Here is a 15,845-nt window from a genome sequence, read left to right on the forward strand (position 1 = left end):
ACTAGGTTTTTTGTTATGCGTATCTTCCAGAGAATTCACACCAAGTTAAATTGGTCACTTCGTCGTTATATTGCTGTGGTGATTGCGATTTTATTGCTCAGCCTTGTGGCATCAGGTACTTATCATATGTATAAACCCTTACCTGAAGGCCTAAACTACACGGGTAAATTACGGCATGCCGAAGTAGAGTTCTTAAGTGATCAAACTTATGTTGATCAACATGGTAAGTCACACACGCAGCAGATGATTTTTGATCGCATGCTCAAGATGATTGATGAAGCCCAAAGCTTGATTGTGCTGGATATGTTTTTATTGAATGCGGAAACAGGCGAGTCAAAGCTTGAGCATCGCCCATTAACACAACAGCTCAGCCAAGCCTTAATTCAAAAGCGTTACTTCAATCCAAATATCGACATTAAAGTCATTACTGATCCAATTAACTCAGTTTATGGCGGTGTGCAGCCTGAGCATTATCGTCAAATGCGCCAAGCTGGCATTGATGTGATTGAAACCGATTTAACCCCATTACGTGCCTCTAATCCAATATGGTCAAGTTTTTGGTATTTATGCTGTCAAGGTATTCAAAATAATCCGCAAGGCGGTTGGTTACCCAATCCTGTCGGTGCGGGCAAAGTGACTTTACGCAGCTATTTAAATCTTGCCAACTTTAAAGCTAATCATCGTAAAGTTTTGGTGGTGGATTCGGCAACTGGTTGGCAAACTTTGGTGACTTCCATGAATACCCATGATGGTAGCTCACGCCATTCCAATGTCGCGTTATGGGTCAAAGGGCATACAGCAATTGATGTGCTGAATACTGAACACAGTGTGGGGCAGATGTCCAAAGCCAATATGCCGATGCTGATTGTGGGTGATTTTGAAGCCGAGAAAACCCAGCCGCAAGTGCAATTACTGACTGAAAAAGCCATTTATGATGCGGTTTTACAGAGTATTATTAGTAGCAAGAAAGCCGATGTAGAACTAGATTTAGCGATGTTTTATCTATCTGAACGTCGTGTGATTGAAGAGCTGATTGCGGCACATCAGCGTGGTGTAAAAGTACGCGTACTCCTTGATCCCAATAAAGATGCGTTTGGTCGCACTAAAAATGGTATTCCAAATCGCCCTGTCGCAGCAGAATTACATCAAGCAGGGATTGATGTGCGTTGGTGTAATACCCAAGGTGAACAATGTCATAGCAAAATGCTAATTAAACGCGATGTGGACAATACAGAGATCATTTTAGGTTCAGCCAATTACACCGCACGTAATTTAAAAAATTATAATTTAGAAAGTAATTTACGTGTAATTGGCAGTCGCGATGCACAGGTGTTTCAAGATGCAGAGCAGTATTTTAACACTGCATGGTCAAATTTAGACGGCAAGCAAATCAGTGTCGACTATGCCAAATATGCCGATGCGTCTAAATTAAAATATGCGCTCTATCGCTTGATGGAATGGAGTGGCATCGGGACGTTTTAGTGCTTTACCTCTCCCTAAGCCTCTCCTAAAAGGAGAGGGAATTCCTCCCTTTTTTAAAGGGAGGTTAGGAGGGATTCTTTAAGGCTGTGGATTTGGTGGTACCATTTGATCAAGTTCTTTATCGCTTAATTGATCAAGCTCTTCAATCTTGGTTTTAATTTTCCATTTCTCTGCATCATTTACAGGATTTGGTAAACGTGCTTCTAGCCAATCACACACCACATCTGGTGGAAAATCGGCATGGTTACATTGAATCACCCACGATAAAAAGTCTTTGGCTTCACCGTTCATATAAGGTGGTGGTGAGACAGGTAAGAATTGGGTCGGTAAGCGTTCATTTTTTGAAATATAATTTAAAACATGACCCAGTTCTTGTACCGTTTGCCATGCCAATGGATGCTCAACATTAATTTGGAATTTAAACCACCATGCATGCTGACCATCGGTGCCATAGCTTTCGATTAACGCCTTACGCACACTCGGTACTTTGCAGAAATACTCATAGAGACGGTCGAAACTTAATTGTTCAGCCACAATACTTCACTCAGCCAGAAAAAAAGCTATCTTAACATAAACTTGGTTTTGCTTTAAAAGCCAACTTGTTATGCTAGTTAAAAGTCAATCAGGATAAAAAACATGCGTCAATTTTTGGCTTATACGCTGTTAGTTGCTTTGCTAAGTCCGCAAGTCTGGGCAGAGAGTCCGTGGGCAGGCTATCGTGGAGTAGAGAAAAAAATCCAGCGCCCGATGCGCCCTAAACCACCACATCCAGCGCAGTGGCCACGTCCACAGCCGCATGTTTCTATTCAATATCAAGGCCCAACGACGGTGGTACAAAACACTCAAAGTTATAGTTTTGTCAATGGTCAGCCAGCCACGTCTTATATTCAAAGCTCCAACTATGTTTTTATTTCCGATTGGCAGCGTTTAGGTTTGCCTGCACCGCCAAGGGGTATGTATTGGATTTATGAAAATGGGCGTTATGCTTTAGTGCCGCAGCGTTAAGCCAATTCGTCATCTTGTGGGCGGGGCGTTTTGTCTTGCGGTAAAGCTTGTTCTTGTTCTTTATTGCGAATCACCGATGGGTAATGCCATGAAGCAAAGCGTACCACCAAAATGGCTGCAGCTAAAATTAAAATAGAACCTGTAATAATGACTAAATCCATGTCTGCTTTATGATCATGTTGAATGTCAGAAATGAGTAAGCGAGTTAAAGCAGTGATGGCGATATAAATTAAAAAACGTACGGGCATGTGGTTGGTTTTAAAGTAAATCCCTACCATGGCACCCAGTTCTAAATAAATGAATAACAGTAAAATATCATCAATTGCTGCATATTGTTTAACAGTTAAAATATCCCAAACTGTATGACCTGCGGACCAAATCACCATACAGCCAATAATAAACAAAGCACTATAATGAAAACCCTCAACAATCCGATTGCCAAATTGATCTAAATAGCGCTCTAGTGGATGTGATTTGGCCATGATGTTATCTCGCTGTTTTGAATATATTTACAAGAAAAATCATGCAATTTTTATGCACATTTCAGCAAAAAAATACCCGCATACAGCAGGTATTTTCTTAAGAGTGGTTTTTAAGCCTGACGAGTAAAGTATTCAGGGCTAAAGCTCATAATGACATCGGCACCTGATTTGATTTTACTGATGCGCATTGGGAGTTCAGGTAAAATGCGTTGCACAAAATAAATGGCAAGGGTGAGTTTGTCTTGGTAGAAATCGCCAGCTTTGCCCTGTGCTGCATGGGCAATACGTGCCAGCATATAACTAAAGCTGAGTAATCCAACAGCATGTAAATAATCCACTCCCACTGCATTGGCAAAGTTTGGATTTTCCTGAGCAGCTTCTAAAATAAATTGCGTCACCGATTCGAGTTCTGTTGCGGCATCTAAGGTGGCATCTTTAATAAAATTCAGCTCTGCATCGAGTTGATTAGCAAAATCACGAATTTCATCAATATAGTCAGTTAAGAATGCACCTTGGCATTTAATGGTTTTACGGCCAATTAAATCTTGGGATTGAATGCCATTGGTACCTTCATAAATTTGTGCAATACGTAAATCACGTACACATTGTTCCATACCCCATTCACGAATGTAACCATGCCCGCCAAAGCACATTTGTGCATCTAACACGGCTTGAAAAGCGGTATCGGTCAGATAGGCTTTGGCAATAGGAGTAAGTAGCGCAACACGCTCGTTGGCGGCTTTGACTGCTTCTGGGTTGTTAGAAAATTTAGTGATATCGAGTTGCTGCGCTACGTACACTGCAAAAGCGCGTGAAGCTTCGTTATTGACGCGTGCGTTGAGCAACATACGACGTACATCGGCATGTACTAAAATTGAATCAGCTGGTTTTCCAGGAGATTGAACTCCTTCGGCACTGCGCCCTTGCAAGCGATCTGTAGCATATTGTGCAGCATTTTGGTAGGCAAATTCAGAAGCGCCTAAACCTTGAATGCCCATTGATAAACGTTCGTAATTCATCATTACAAACATGGCGGCTAAGCCTTCATGTTCTTGACCGACAATAAAACCTTTGGAGCCGTCAAAATTCATCACACAAGTCGCGGAGCCTTTAATCCCCATTTTATGTTCGATGGAACCTGCTGCGACATGATTGCGTTCACCTAATGAACCATCGGCATTCACTAAAATTTTAGGTACAATAAACAAGGAGATACCACGTGAACCGGCAGGTGCATCTGGGGTCTTGGCCAAGACCAGATGAATAATATTTTCAGTTAAATCATGGTCGCCACCAGTAATAAAGATTTTAGTGCCAGTAATATTGTAAGAGCCGTCTGGATTTTTCTCGGCTTTGGTTTTAATGATACCTAAATCTGTACCAGCATGTGGCTCTGTTAAGCACATGGTCCCTGCCCATTCACCACTATACATTTTAGGTAAATAGGTTTGTTTTTGTTGTTGCGAGGCATAACTGTCTAAGGCTAAACCTGCGCCTACAGATAGAAGCGAATACAAGGTAAAAGCGGGATTGGTGGCAAACAGCATTTCATCGCTGAGCACAGTCAGCATTTTTGGCATGCCTTGACCGCCCCATTCTTCATCGGCACCTAAACCTAACCAGCCGCCTTGGGCATATTGTTCAAAGGCGGCTTTAAAGCCCTCAGGTGTCGTCACCACACCATCTTTAATTTGTGCACCTTGTTCATCACCTGTACGGTTTAAAGGTAATGTCACGTTTTGGCTAAATTTCGCCATTTCTTCTAAAATAGCTTCTGCGGTTGCCGTATCAATATGCGCAAGTTTTGGGTTGGCTTGCCAAAATGAAGCAGCATGAAAAACGTCATTGAGAATAAATTTCATATCTGCAAGTGGTGCATTATAAATTGGCATTATTGACTCACCTCGTTGTTGTATTTAATTGGTTTTGTACTTTTTATAAACAAAAGGGACGCCCATTGCAATGAGTGTCCCACTAAGTGTTAAGAAAAATCAGTTAGAAAGCAAAATGTTCAGCATCTAACTGCATTAATGATTCAGCACCGGTTTCAATTACGGCTATATGAGCGCGTACGCGTGGTAGCAATTTATTAAAGTAGAACTGCGCCGTGCTGATTTTTGCTTGATAAAAGGCAGTTTCTGTTGTGCCAGCAGCGAGTGCTTGCTGTGCAGTATACGCCATACGGGCCCAGTAATAGGCAAGTGTTACATAGCCAGCGAAGTGTAAATAGTCCACTGCCGCAGCACCGACTTCTTCAGGATTTTGCTGCGCACGCTCGGCAATTTCTTGCGTGACTTGAGTTAGATTTTGTGCCCATTTGGCAAGAGGGGTAATAAATTGTTGCATGCTTGAGTCATTTTGATGGGCTTGAATAAAGCTTTCAATGATGCTTGCAAAGTCTTCTAACAATTTACCTTTGGAACCCAAAACTTTACGCCCAATTAAGTCAATCGCTTGAATTTCAGTTGTGCCTTCGTATAGGCAGGCAATTCGGGTATCACGGACAATTTGTTCCATACCATGTTCAGCAATAAAGCCATGACCCCCAAATACTTGCACGCCTTTATTGGCAGCTTCATAGCCTGTTTCAGTTAAAAAGGCTTTGGCAATTGGAGTCAGTAGCGACAAAATATTGTCTGCTTTTTCACGTGTAGCAGCATCTTGTGCTTTTTCGACTACATCTGCATATTGGGCTAAATCATAAATTAAAGCACGACCACCTTCTGCAAAAGCCTTTTGGGTGAGCAACATATTACGCACCGCAGGATGCACAATAATAGGATCAGCGTCTTTTTCTGGTTCTTTAACCCCAGACAGTGAACGCATGGCTAAACGGTCTTTGGCATAGGCCAGCGCCCCTTGGAAGGAGCTTTCTGCAGCAGATAAGCCTTGTACTGCCGTACCAATACGTGCGGTATTCATAAAGGTAAACATGCAATTGAGACCACGATTTTCCGGTCCAATTAAGTAACCTTTGGCATGATCAAAATTGATCACACAAGTGGCATTACCATGAATGCCCATCTTATGTTCAATCGAACCACAACGAACGCCGTTGGCTTGACCATCAATCAGTTTAGGCACAATAAACAGCGAAATACCTTTAGTGCCTTTGGGTGCGCCGGGTAAACGTGCCAAGACAATATGGATAATATTCTCTGACATGTCATGCTCACCCGCAGAGATAAAGATTTTCTCACCGCTAATTGCATAACTGCCATCTGCATTGGGTTCAGCTTTGCTACGAATAATACCCAAATCAGAACCCGCATGTGCTTCGGTTAAACACATAGTCCCAGTCCACTCACCAGAAACCAATTTAGGTAAATAGGTGGCTTTTTGCTCATCTGAACCATGATGCTCTAGGGTACGTACAGCGCCATGTGACAAACCAGGATACATACCCCAAGCCCAGTTGGCGGTGCCCACCATTTCAGATACGGTAATGCCTAAGGAATTTGGTAAACCTTGGCCACCAAATTCAGGGTCGGCAGACAAAGAGGGAAAACCCAGTTCAATGTATTTTTGATAGGCTGCTTTAAAGCCCGTTGGTGTGGTCACAACACCATCGTTCCAGCGGCAGCCTTCTTGATCGCCTACTTGGTTTAAAGGCGATAATTCATGTTCACAGAAATCTGCAGCAGCTTGTAAATATTGGTCAATGAGCTCACGACTCACTGTATCCTGAAAGGCAGGCAAAGCAGCATAATGTTGCTCGGCATTTAATACTTCATGCAGTACAAATTGCATATCACGTAACGGCGCTTTGTATTGTGGCATCTGATTATTCTCCCTTGGTCAGGACCATCACTGGTGCTGATTGATATACTTTTAGATCTATAAATTTTGATTCTTTTATATACTGAGATTAAAAAATAGGGCTAGATGAAAGCATGACTCAAAAGTCAAAGAAAAAAATTGCAGCAGAGCTAAGTGACTTAATTTATAAAAATTTTAAGCTAAAAAAAGATCAGGTATAGTCAATTTAAGTGGCAGTTATGTAAAACAAAAAAAAGACGCTATTCAAGCGTCTTTTAAATTTAGCCTCGCTTTAAGCCACTTTGGTTTGCAGCTGCGGCTTAAATTTCAATTGGCATTGACCATTGATGGTCTGATCAGCAAATGTAATGTGTACGGCCTTACCTGCGCTTTGACCTTGGCAAGCAGTTTGGATCGCTTTTTGCTGCGCTTGGCGCTGTGCTAAACGTAAATCAAATTGTTTGACCATTTCAGCACGCTCGGCATCAGTCAGCACGCTGTTACGTGATTTTGGCTGAGACGCCTGCATTTTATAATGTGACTTTAAGGCTTTTTGACCACGTTCTGGCATAAACACCATCTCGCAACTGCCATTTAGCTGACGTTGACCAAGGGTTAAATTCACTGGGTCACCGACCTTTTTGCCTACACAGGCGTGTTGAGTCGCTTTATGCATACTGCGCATATGCTGATGCTTTGCCATACGACCATCTTGATGCTGTTTGAGCATACGTTCATGTTTTGGTTGTTGGACTTGCGTATTGGATTGACACGCGCTGAGTAGTAATGTTGCACAGACTGCGCTGCTTGCAATTGCGATTTTTTTCATCATTGTATTGTCCCTAAAACCCAGATTTTTGTGGGTTAAAGATTAAATAATAAAGATGAAGAAACAATGGAGAGTTTTTTAGTATGCTGTTGGGTACAATAGCTTTCTCCTGTTTAGAGAGCAGCCTGTGAACATTCGTCGCGTTCCCATTGCCTTACGCTTATTTCTCACCGTGTTACTTACGTCCTTACTGATTACGACAGTCAGTCTTGGGGTATTGCATTGGACTATGCAAAAAAACTTTGCCAAGTACGTAGCTGATGTGGAAATGCAAAAGCTTGATTTGTTGGTAAATAATTTAAGCGGTGTTTACAGTATGCATCATGATTGGGGCAATGCAATTCAAGCGCAAATTTTGCAAATTGAAGGCGAAGCTGGGCCTGAAGATTACGACCGTTTATCGCGCTGGTGGTTGCGTCGTCAGTATGATATTGCCCAGCAGCAACGTTATTTTGAAGAACATACTTTAATGAATGTAGCCGCAGCTGTGAATGGTACTGTAGCCAGTGAAAGTGTCATTGACCCTGAAGAGTTGCGCCGTATTGAGCTGAATTTACCCTCAGAATATGTGCCGTTTGAAGGTTTGAGTTTTCCACTCAATATCAGTAGTTTCCGTGGCGATCAAAAACAAAATAACGATGGTAAAAAGCAATTTATTTCTATGCCTGACCGTTTGGGTTTAGGCACGCGCTTAGGTTTATATGATGCTAAAAAGCAATTTATTGTCGGTGAGCCATCGCCTGCACAAACCTCATGGCGTCCAATAGTCGTTGATGAAAAAGTGGTGGGCTATTTAGCGCTCAAACCTGTTTTAGAGCAAGATGATGCCTTAAGTATTAACTTCTTTAGCAATCAAAAACGCTATTTATTTTTGATTTATGGCTTAAGTTTCTTGGCCAGTTTAATTGTGGCATTACTGCTTGCCACCTATTTTAAAACCCCAATTCAAAGGTTATTGCAGGGTACACGCGAGTTAACCAAAGGCAATTATCAACATCAAGTGATGGTCAATCGTAATGATGAACTAGGTGATTTATCCAAGCAACTCAATCAATTGGCTTCGATTTTAGATCAACATGAAACCTCACGCCGTCAGTGGGTTGCCGATACATCACATGAACTAAAAACACCTTTAGCTGTTTTACAGGCACAAATTGAAGCCATGCAAGATGGCATTCGTAAAGCAACGCCTGAACATTTAGACGCCATGCTACGTCAAGTGACCAGCTTAAAAAAACTCACCAAAGATTTAGCTGATTTAGCCCAAGCCGATGCGCAGCAGCTCAGTTGTTACTTTACCCAAGTTAATCCTTGGCAAGTGATTGAGCAAGAAGTAGAAAACTTTAAACCAAGTTTTGCTCAAGCCAATATTGACATCCATGCCGTTGGACAAGATGCCAGTTTACAATTAGACCCTGATCGTTTTAAACAAATTATGGTCAATTTAATTGGTAATAGCTTACGTTATACCGATGCAGGCGGTGAAGTGCAGATTCATAGCCATGACAGCCCAACCGAATGGACGGTTTACGTGGATGACAGTCCTTTGGGTCTGAGTGATGAGCAATTGGCGCGTCTAGGTGAACGCTTCTACCGAGTCGATGATTCACGCACTCGCGCCACCGGTGGTACAGGCTTAGGCTTGGCATTATCGCGCCAAATTGCACAGGCTTTAGGTGGTAGATTAACGTTTGAACATTCTCCTTTAGGTGGTTTGCGCTGCAAACTGACCTTTCCAAAAACATTGCACAATCAAGGATAACGCAACATGAAACATATTATGCTGGTGGAAGATGAGGTCGAACTCGCACAGTTGGTACGTGACTATTTAGAAGCAGCAGGCTTAGAAGTCAGTATGTTTCATGATGGTCAAGAAGCCTACGACAGCTTTTTACAACGTAAACCGCATTTAATGGTTTTAGATTTAATGGTGCCACGTATGGATGGTTTAACCATTTGTCGTAAAGTACGTGAACAATCAGATTTACCCATCATTATGACCACGGCACGTACTGAAGAAATTGACCGCGTGTTAGGTTTAAATATGGGTGCAGATGATTATGTATGTAAACCATTTAGCCCAAAAGAATTGGTGGCGCGGGTGCAAGCGGTGTTGCGCCGTTTAGACCGTAAAGCGGAGCCTGAACAAAATAGTTTATTCCGTATGGATAAAGGTCAACAGCGTATTTGGTATCAACAAAAACCACTGAACCTCACGCCAACAGAATTTCGTTTATTGGAACTATTTTTAGAGCATGTGGGACAAGTGTATTCGCGTGCACAATTGCTAGATCATATTAATCCAGACAGTTTTGATGTGGCCGATCGTGTCATTGACAGTCATATTAAAAACTTACGCCGTAAAATTTCTGATGCTGCGGAAACCGGTAATCGTCATGAATGGATTCAAGCAGTGTATGGGGTAGGCTACCGTTTTGAATATCCTGAAGATTAATTGATTCAGATTGAGCAGCATAAAAAGCGAATAGCCGAGCCTATTCGCTTTTTTATTATTTCACAACAAAATGTCATCACCCTCTGCCAGAGTTAAGGTTGTGTAAAGCACAACCTTGAATATACAGAATAAAAAATGCCAGATCTCAAGCGCTAAGAGAATCCTGAGTTTTAATCACTCAGTCTCTGATCAGTTCAGACTAGGTGAATGCAAATTCAGCCTATACAATTTAGTTTTGCTTGATATTGAGAGGGTGTTTTGCACCACGAAACGCCAAAACTACAGCGCCGTTTAAAGAATCGTCATATTCAACTCATCGCCATGGGCGGTGCGATTGGTACGGGACTTTTTTTAGGTTCTGCACATATTATCCAATCGGCAGGCCCATCGATTATTTTGGGCTATCTGATTGGCGGGTTGATTGCGTTTTTAATTATGCGCCAATTGGGCGAAATGATCGTGCACGAACCCGTCACAGGTTCGTTTAGTTATTTTGCTTTTAAATATTGGGGTAAGTTTTCAGGCTTTTTAACGGGTTGGAACTACTGGATTTTATATATTTTAGTGGCCATGACGGAACTGACTGCCATTGGTAAATATATTAATTATTGGTGGCCAGAGATTCCCGCGTGGGCATCAGTTTTATTTTTCTTTGTGTTGGTCACTGTCATGAATTTGGCCAATGTCAAGATTTATGGCGAGTCTGAGTTTTGGCTCTCTCTCATCAAAGTCCTCGCCATTCTTATGATGATTTTGTTTGGTGTGTATTTGCTATTCACTGCCGATGTCAACTCAGCAGCATCAATCAGCAATCTATGGGCACATGGTGGCTTTTTCCCCAATGGTTTTGAAGGGCTATTTTATATGTTGGCCTTTATGATGTTTGCTTTTGGTGGCATTGAGCTCATTAGTATGGCGGCAGCAGAAACCGAAAACCCAGATCACAATATTCCTAAAGCCGTCAATCAAACCGTGATTCGGGTGTTTTTATTTTATATTTGTTCGTTAGCCATTTTACTGTCTTTAGTACCGTGGAATCAGCTCAGTTTAGGCGATTTAGAGCACAGTCCTTTTGTGATGATTTTTAATTTAATCGGGATTGATTGGGCAGCACATTTACTCAACTTTATTATTTTAACCGCGTCACTTTCGGTCTGTAATAGTGGCATGTATGCCAATAGCCGTATGTTGTTAGGTCTTGCAGAGCAGGGCAATGCACCTCAAGTCTTTAAACGTGTAAATGACAAAGGTATTCCAGTTGCAGCGGTATTATTTTCTGCATTGCTGATTTTTGGCTGCGTATTGCTGAATTATTTTGTGCCTGAAAAAGCCTTGAGTTATTTAATTTATATTGTGGTCGCAGCGGCAGTGCTCAATTGGGTGATGATTAGCTTAATCCACTTAAAGTTTAGAAAGTCCATGCAACAACAAGGCATTCAATCTAAATTTCCCGCACTCTTTGCACCCTTAACCAACTATTTGGTTTTGGCCTTTATGGCGGTGATTTTATATGTGATGTGGATGCAAGGCTTTATGCTTTCGGTACTGATGTTACCGGTATGGATCGCTTTACTGTTTATCTTATTTAAAGTGTTTTATAAACAAAAAACTTAAATCAAAATGGACTCAATTGAGTCCATTTTTAATGATTTTTAACTTGAGCAACTCACTACCAATTCGGGTTGGTCACTTGGTAGAGGTGCTAAATCTTCAGCATGTTCTAAATCAGGCTGCTTGATAAACGGTGTGCTGAGTAAATCAAACAAACGCTCCACTTCTGAAAAATCATTGCCCTCAGCCAATTCAATCGCCTTTTGCGCCATGTGGTTGCGCAAAATATACTGTGGATTAACTTCAGTCATACGTTGATTTAACGCTGCAATATCTTGATGTTCACGAATACTTTGATATTGGCTTAAGAAACTTTCAAATTGACGACGATCCAAACAATCATCTAATAGCGCGGTGTAGTCTTGATTTTGCAGGCGAATAAAGCTTTGCGTGTAATCTAGTTGTTCACTTTGTAAAATGCGTAAAAATGCCATGGCACAGTCAAAACTGTCTTTATGGAAACTTGGTAAGCCCATTTTTTCCGCTAAACCCAACTTATAATGTTCTAAAAAGGTCGGTTCAAAGTGTTCTAAACAGGCAGCTAAATCGTGTTTCCATTGTGCTTTATCATAGTGATTTGGACATAAAGGCACTAAATTATTCAGCCATTGCCATAAATTCCAATGTCCCATGCTGGGTTGATTTTGGTAACTATAACGCCCTTGATGATCGGAATGATTGTTAATCCAGTGGGGGCGGAAACGCTCCATAAAACCAAATGGGCCAAAATCTAAGGTACTGCCAGTGATATTTAAGTTATCGGTATTCATCACGCCATGTGCAAAACCGACCAATTGCCAGTGACTGATCATCACCGCAGTACGCTGAATCACACGGGTGGCAAAGGCGAGGATGGGTTGCTCTGCATCAAGGCATTCAGGGTAATGCCATTCGATACATTTTTGTGTAAATTCAGGCAGTAAATCACCTTGATATTGATTAATCCATTCGAAATGCCCTAAACGAATATGACAATCTGAGGTGCGTAATAACATCGCACCACGTTCTAGTTTTTCGCGTTGCACCCCTTGATCTGAAGAAGTAAAACCTACCGCATTACTGGCAGCAATACCTAAACTGTTGAGTGCATGACCTGCTAAATATTCACGAATTGTCGAGCGTAGTACAGCACGGCCATCGCCCATACGTGAATACGGGGTCAAACCTGCACCTTTTAAATGTAGATCAACGGTTTTACCAGCTTGATCTAGGATTTGTGCAATGAGTAGCCCACGTCCATCACCTAGTTGTCCTGCCCATTGTCCAAATTGATGACCTGCATAGACCATGGCGAGCGGTTGAAACTCGCGAAAGGTTTTTTGCCCGCTACAAATCTCAACCCAATCAGCCTGTTCTTGTTCAGACCATTGTAATTGCTTGGCAAGGGCTGCATTAAAATGTCCAGCTTTGGCCCCATTTAAAGGCGCAGGCATTTGCTCATGATAGAGCTTAGAGGGAAGACTTGGATAACGGGAATTAAATTGCATAAACCAAAATACTCGTAGCTTGAACAGTCACTATAACAAACAAAGCCCCGAAATCGGGGCTTGTTGTATTAAGCAGCGCTATTCTTTTTAATGCTGCGCATAACGTGATTGAGTGCTTCACGATGCTGGGAGAGGCGTTGTTCGACCTGATGGAACTCAGCTTTAAGCTTGTCATCCATTTGGTGGATTTTTTCTGCCACAGCGGCTTTTTTATGTTGAATTTCTTGCTCTTTAAGCTTAGCCCAATCATTTAAAGTTTGGCTAAAGGCTTCGTATTCTTGCGAAATACGTTGTTTGGCCTGTGCCATATCTTCAGTCATGTTATGACCATAGACGGCTAGGTCTTGCTCTGCATATTTAAACTTCATCGCTAATTCTGCTTTTTTAATATTAAAGCTTGGAATACGACGTAAGTTTTTGGCTAAGCCCAATTTAGAGCAGCTCCAAATGAGCCATTTAGTTGGGTCATATTGCCACCATTTCACCCCGTTACGGTAGTCGTATTGGAAAATATGGTGATAGTTATGATAACCCTCGCCCCATGTGGCGACAGCTAAGAAGAAATTATCGCGCGCGGTGTTTTCGTCGGTATAAGGACGCGAACCCCACATATGGCACAGTGAGTTAATAAAGAAAGTCACATGATGGCTTAAAATTAAACGTACTAAACCACCTAACAGGACGACACCCCAAACATCACCTACCGCCCAACCGAGCGGCAGTAAAATCGCAGCATGTACCGCAATTACTAAAGGTACATAATATTTATGCTGGAACATCACGATTTTATCGTTCTGTAAATCAGGGGCATTTTTATAGTTAGGTTCTGCCGCAGGATAATCACGTAACATCCAACCCAAATGCGCATACCAAAAGCCGTTATTAATCGAATACGGATCTTTTTCCACATCATCTACATGACGGTGATGGGTACGATGGCCTGACCCCCAATACAAAATACTATTTTGTACCGCAAAGGTTCCCATTAACATTAAAATAATCTTTAATGGGGTGGTTGCCTCATAAGCACGGTGTGCCCATAAACGGTGGTAACCTGCCGTAATGCCTAAACTGCTGACGCCTAATAGCACGACCATACTGATCCATGCCGCAAGGCTAAAATCATGGTTGATGGCATATAAAGGAATGGCAATAACGGCAACAATTGGCAAAAAGACTAAAGCAAAAACGGCAACCCAGTTAATCGGGGCTTGGGGTAGGGGAGGATTCATCTCCAACAACGCTCCTAGGACCAGCGGCTCACCTAAATCGGTGCAGATGACAAGCATATTAGCATGAGCAAATAGGCAGACTCTAGTATTATTATACGTTTGTATTGTAGGAAACCGTAACAGAATATCAGCCCTGACTTATACTGAAAAAGCGACAGGGTGAAAGGCGTAGCTAAAAAAAGGATGATTATAAAATGTTGCAGTCTAAGTTTTTAAAAATAAATAGTTTTTTGTGTATTGGCTTGTTTTTGGTAGCGTGTCAAACTACGCCATCTGGCACAAAACCCCCCCCCACATCTAAAGGCAGTCAGGAGCGCCCCCTTAAAGTAACTCGTAGTAGTGATGGCTTACAGGATATTACATGGCAAATTAAACAGATCCATGGCAAAGCTGCGCGCTTTTATGGGCAAATACCAAGTTTGAAACTCAACTCACAGTTGGGAGTGATTCAAGGTCATACAGGATGTAACGCGATTCACGGACGTTATGTACTGCAGGCGGCGCAAAAGCGCTTAGCATTAGATGCCAAAGCAGGCCATTACAGTTGCGATCAAGCATTGGCACAAGAAGCAGAACTTGCTGATGCTTTAGCCAGTGTGCGCCGTTATCAACTGAGTGGCCAGCAATTGCTATTGGTGGATGAGCGCGGGCGTAGTGTGATTGTGGCGCAAAAACCTTAACTCTATAGCCCTATTCAATAGGGCTTTTTTACAAGCTTAGAGTTGCTCTAACATCAATTTTGGATAGTCAGTAATCAGGCCTTGAACACCTAGATCACGCAGCTGTTTAGCGCGTTCAATCTCATTAACTGTCCACACACTGACGTTAAGATTGGCATGTTGTGTCGCTTGAATCAGTTCAGTCGTGGCTAATTCATTCATCCAGCCAATTTGGCAGCAACCTAAGCTTAATGCATCTTCAATGGCCTTTTCACCACGCGTATCTTCAATGAGTAAACCCCGTTTAAAGGTTGAGTTTTGCTGCTGCAAGGCGTGATGAATTTTATGGTCAAAACTGGTAATAATGGCGCTGTGTTCAAACCCTTGTAATTGTTGTTGTAAGGTTTGAGTGAGGTGCATAGCATGTTGTGCTGAGGCCACCGCTTTGACTTCTACTTCGATATGATCAAAGTTATAAATTACATTTAAGGTTTGTTGCAGCAGTGGAGTAGGTTCAAATTGATTCCAAGTTGACCAAGCCACTGCATGATTATACTGGGCTAAATCCGCAGCACTACACTCATAAAGATGTTTATCTTGTCCTGTAGTTCTGAGCATTTGATCGTCATGCATGACAATTAAGGCATGGTCTTTGAGTTGACGTACATCAAACTCTACGCCAAGAATGCCTAAATCTTGGATATATTGAAAGCCGCCGAGCGTATTTTCAGGTGCTTCACCACGCGCACCGCGATGACCAATTATGCGCATGTAAAACCTATCAAAATCTGTAGAAAGGACATGATAAACAAGAGACGTGACAAAAATGTGACGCTATTTTGCT

General features: G+C 42.0%; 14 protein-coding genes. 6 read left to right on the plus strand and 8 right to left on the minus strand.

Annotated features, from left to right (window positions below; genetic code table 11):
• Positions 1-15 precede the first annotated feature (15 nt).
• The gene (locus AC5YCD_RS04945; protein WP_496128961.1) at positions 16-1,482 is read left to right on the plus strand and encodes a phospholipase D-like domain-containing protein; all 1,467 of its coding nucleotides are present in this window, start codon (positions 16-18) and stop codon (positions 1,480-1,482) included.
• A 78-nt stretch (positions 1,483-1,560) separates the two neighbouring features.
• Here the strand turns inward: AC5YCD_RS04945 and AC5YCD_RS04950 are convergent, their stop codons facing one another.
• Complete coding sequence (locus AC5YCD_RS04950) at positions 1,561-2,016, minus strand: hypothetical protein (RefSeq protein WP_496128962.1); 456 nt, start codon at positions 2,014-2,016, stop codon at positions 1,561-1,563.
• 102 nt (positions 2,017-2,118) lie between these two features.
• Between AC5YCD_RS04950 and AC5YCD_RS04955 the strand changes: the two genes are divergently transcribed.
• Positions 2,119-2,487: an RcnB family protein gene (locus AC5YCD_RS04955; protein WP_496128963.1), complete on the plus strand. Its 369-nt coding sequence runs from the start codon at positions 2,119-2,121 to the stop codon at positions 2,485-2,487.
• Here AC5YCD_RS04955 and AC5YCD_RS04960 read toward each other — a convergent pair.
• From AC5YCD_RS04960 to AC5YCD_RS04975, 4 genes are all read right to left on the minus strand, one after another.
• Positions 2,484-2,969 (minus strand): phosphate-starvation-inducible protein PsiE, encoded by a 486-nt coding sequence (locus tag AC5YCD_RS04960; RefSeq protein ID WP_496128964.1) that lies wholly within the window; start codon positions 2,967-2,969, stop codon positions 2,484-2,486. The two genes, AC5YCD_RS04955 and AC5YCD_RS04960, sit on opposite strands and share 4 nt — an antisense overlap.
• 110 nt (positions 2,970-3,079) lie before the next feature.
• Entirely contained in the window at positions 3,080-4,861 is a 1,782-nt protein-coding gene (locus tag AC5YCD_RS04965; RefSeq protein ID WP_496128965.1) for an acyl-CoA dehydrogenase C-terminal domain-containing protein, read from the minus strand.
• 103 nt (positions 4,862-4,964) lie between these two features.
• On the minus strand, positions 4,965-6,749 hold the full coding sequence (locus AC5YCD_RS04970; protein ID WP_496128966.1) for an acyl-CoA dehydrogenase C-terminal domain-containing protein: 1,785 nt from the start codon (positions 6,747-6,749) through the stop codon (positions 4,965-4,967).
• A 271-nt stretch (positions 6,750-7,020) separates the two neighbouring features.
• On the minus strand, positions 7,021-7,560 hold the full coding sequence (locus AC5YCD_RS04975) for a hypothetical protein (protein ID WP_496128967.1): 540 nt from the start codon (positions 7,558-7,560) through the stop codon (positions 7,021-7,023).
• Positions 7,561-7,684: 124 nt separating this feature from the next.
• Here AC5YCD_RS04975 and baeS point away from each other — a divergent pair, with 124 nt between their 5' ends.
• The 3 genes from baeS to AC5YCD_RS04990 all read left to right on the plus strand — a co-directional run bounded on the left by baeS (position 7,685) and on the right by AC5YCD_RS04990 (position 11,626).
• Positions 7,685-9,319 (plus strand): sensor histidine kinase efflux regulator BaeS, encoded by a 1,635-nt coding sequence (gene baeS / locus AC5YCD_RS04980; RefSeq protein WP_496128968.1) that lies wholly within the window; start codon positions 7,685-7,687, stop codon positions 9,317-9,319.
• A gap of 6 nt (positions 9,320-9,325) precedes the next feature.
• Positions 9,326-10,012, plus strand: coding sequence for a response regulator (locus tag AC5YCD_RS04985; RefSeq protein ID WP_496128969.1), 687 nt, complete (start codon positions 9,326-9,328; stop codon positions 10,010-10,012).
• A 258-nt stretch (positions 10,013-10,270) separates the two neighbouring features.
• Positions 10,271-11,626 carry an amino acid permease gene (locus tag AC5YCD_RS04990; protein WP_496128970.1) on the plus strand — a complete coding sequence of 452 codons (1,356 nt, stop codon included), beginning with the start codon at positions 10,271-10,273 and terminating at the stop codon, positions 11,624-11,626.
• A 38-nt stretch (positions 11,627-11,664) separates the two neighbouring features.
• Here the strand turns inward: AC5YCD_RS04990 and AC5YCD_RS04995 are convergent, their stop codons facing one another.
• On the minus strand, positions 11,665-13,110 hold the full coding sequence (locus AC5YCD_RS04995) for a protein adenylyltransferase SelO (RefSeq protein WP_496128971.1): 1,446 nt from the start codon (positions 13,108-13,110) through the stop codon (positions 11,665-11,667).
• Between the two features lie 68 nt (positions 13,111-13,178).
• On the minus strand, positions 13,179-14,342 hold the full coding sequence (locus tag AC5YCD_RS05000) for an acyl-CoA desaturase (RefSeq protein ID WP_496128997.1): 1,164 nt from the start codon (positions 14,340-14,342) through the stop codon (positions 13,179-13,181).
• Between the two features lie 248 nt (positions 14,343-14,590).
• Here AC5YCD_RS05000 and AC5YCD_RS05005 point away from each other — a divergent pair, with 248 nt between their 5' ends.
• On the plus strand, positions 14,591-15,022 hold the full coding sequence (locus tag AC5YCD_RS05005) for an META domain-containing protein (RefSeq protein ID WP_496128972.1): 432 nt from the start codon (positions 14,591-14,593) through the stop codon (positions 15,020-15,022).
• 36 nt (positions 15,023-15,058) lie between these two features.
• Here the strand turns inward: AC5YCD_RS05005 and AC5YCD_RS05010 are convergent, their stop codons facing one another.
• A complete protein-coding gene (locus AC5YCD_RS05010) occupies positions 15,059-15,772 on the minus strand; it encodes a glycerophosphodiester phosphodiesterase (RefSeq protein ID WP_496128973.1) in 714 nt (237 codons plus the stop codon).
• Positions 15,773-15,845 lie beyond the last annotated feature (73 nt).

The sequence above is a fragment of the Acinetobacter sp. CY05 genome, from assembly GCF_059515805.1.